Below are 2565 nucleotides of genomic sequence, written 5' to 3' on the forward strand. Positions count from 1 at the left end.
CCGTGGAATGTCCGAATCCCGTAATCCGGTGATCCGCGTCCCGTCGGCACCGCCCCCGGGGAGCCACTTCCGGTACCGCACGAACGAGAGGTGAAACGGTGGCCACCGACGGAGGGCAGCACCGTCCGGACCGCGAACCGGAGCCGGAAGCCGAGCCGGAGCCGGAAACCGGACCGGAGACCCCCGAGGAGGCGGAGCGCGGTCCGAGCCGCCTCAAACCGGTCGTGTTCTACGGCTCGTCCGCGCTGATCGTCGCGCTCTCGGTCTGGGCGATCGTCGCGCCCACGCACGCCGGGAACACCATCGGCGCCGTCGTGACGTGGATCACCGAGGTGTTCGGCTGGTACTACTTCCTCGCCACCACCCTCTACCTCGGGTTCGTGGTGGTCATCGCGCTCTCCCGCTACGGCAGGGTCAAGCTCGGCCCCCAGCACTCCAAGCCCGACTACGGGGTGTTCGCCTGGGCGGCCATGCTGTTCGCGGCGGGCATCGGCATCGACCTGCTGTTCTTCTCCGTCTCCGGGCCGGTCAGCCACTACCTGGCGCCGCCCGAGGGCGACGCGCAGACCGTCGAGGCGGCGCGGCAGGCCGTGGTGTGGACGCTCTTCCACTACGGCGTGACCGGGTGGGCGATGTACGCGCTGATGGGCATGGCCCTGGGCTACTTCTCCTTCCGCTACCACCTGCCCCTGGCCATCCGCTCGGCCCTGTACCCGCTGATCGGCAGGCGCATCCACGGCCCGGTCGGCGACGCGGTCGACCTGGCGGCCGTCATCGGCACGATCTTCGGCATCTCCGTGTCGCTCGGCATCGGCGTCGTGCAGCTCAACTACGGGCTCAACTTCCTCTTCGGCGTCCCCGAGGGCGTCGCGGCCCAGCTCGGCCTGATCATCGTCGCCGTGCTCGTGGCCACGATGTCGGCGGTGGCGGGCGTGGACCGGGGCATCCGGCGGCTGTCCGAGATCAACGTCGTGCTCGCCGTCGTCCTGATGCTGTACGTGCTGGTCTTCGAGGACCCCCTCTACCTGCTCAACGCCCTGGTCCTCAACATCGGCGACTACCTCAGCCGCTTCCCCTCCATGACGCTGAACACCTTCGCCTACGACCCGCCGACCGACTGGCTCAACGCCTGGACGCTGTTCTTCTGGGCCTGGTGGATCGCCTGGGCTCCGTTCGTGGGGATGTTCCTCGCCCGGATCTCGCGCGGACGCACCATCCGGCAGTTCGTGGCGGCGACGCTGGTGGTCCCCCTCCTGTTCACGCTGACCTTCCTGTCCTTCTTCGGCAACAGCGCGCTGAGCGTCGTGCGCGAGGGCGGCGCCGCGTTCGGCGAGACCACCATGAACCACCCCGAACAGGGCTTCTACGCGCTGCTCGCGCAGTACCCGGGCGTCCTGTTCAGCGCCGGGCTGGCCACGGTCGTCGGACTGCTCTTCTACGTCACCTCCGCCGACTCCGGCGCGCTGGTGATGGGCAACCTCAGCTCCCACCTGCCGACGCCGCTCACCGACGCCGCCCCGTGGCTGCGCGTCTTCTGGTCGGCGGCCACCGGCCTGCTCACCCTCGCCATGCTCCTGGTCGGCGGGGTGGACACGCTGACCAGCGCGACCATCATCATGGGCCTGCCGTTCTCGTTCGTGATGTTCGTGATCATGTGGGGCCTGTTCAAGGCGCTGCGGGTCGAGAAGTTCCGCAAGGACGCCTTCCGGACCACCCTGTCCTCGTCGCTGTCGGACCGGACCGCGGCCGACCGGCGGGGGCCCGAACGCAACTGGCGGCAGCGGATCCGGCGGGCGGTGAGCTTCCCCGGCAGGCGGGCGGCCGAGCGGTTCGTCCGCGACGTGTGCCGCCCGGCGTTCCGGGACGTCGCCGAGGAGCTGCGCGAGCACGGCGCGGAGGCGTCGGTGAGCGAGGGGGTGGACGAGGCCGTCGGCATCGCCTACCTGGAGCTGCGGGCGCCGATGGGCGAGGAGGAGGAGTTCAGCTACCGGGTGTGGCCGATGGAGGTGCCCACCCCCGCGTTCGCCATGCGCTCGCTCGCCGAGCACGACACCTACGTGCGCTTCGAGGTCTACCTCACCGAGGGCAGCCAGGGCTACGACGTGATGGGCTACACCAAGGAGCAGCTCATCGGCAACATCCTCGACGAGTACGAGCGGCACCTGGAGTTCCTGCGGCTGCACCGGGAGGCGACCTCGGGCTCCGCGCTTCCCGACCACGGGCCGGGCACCGCCGACGTCCAGGACACCGAGGAGCGCTGAGGGCGTTCGCCGGCGGGTACCGGATCCGGTCCGGCCGGAAGCGTCGCCGGTGTGGCACAGCCGGTGTGGCACAGCTGGTGTGACGCAAGGGTTTTGACCTGCGGTGATCCTGTGCCTGTAGCGAGTCCGGGCGGTCGGACCCCGCCACGGGCGCGAGACCACGACGGACGGGGCGGGCCGCACGGTTGGGGTGCGGTGCCCGGGAGGCGTCCGAGTGACATCCGAAATGTCGGGCCGCGCGCGTAGCCTCGTCGCGGATCCGCGGGCGGTGCCCCCGGCCGCCCTCCCCGAACCCCCTCACCGT

General features: G+C 70.5%; 1 protein-coding gene. It reads left to right on the forward strand.

Annotated elements, in window-relative coordinates; translation table 11 throughout:
- Positions 1–98 precede the first annotated feature (98 nt).
- Positions 99–2261: a choline BCCT transporter BetT gene (gene betT / locus DQW06_RS24005; RefSeq protein WP_117199361.1), complete on the forward strand. Its 2163-nt coding sequence runs from the start codon at positions 99–101 to the stop codon at positions 2259–2261.
- Positions 2262–2565: the final 304 nt, after the last annotated feature.

Origin of the sequence: Nocardiopsis sp. TNDT3, from assembly GCF_003427465.1 — a bacterium.
Classification (GTDB): domain Bacteria; phylum Actinomycetota; class Actinomycetes; order Streptosporangiales; family Streptosporangiaceae; genus Nocardiopsis; species Nocardiopsis dassonvillei.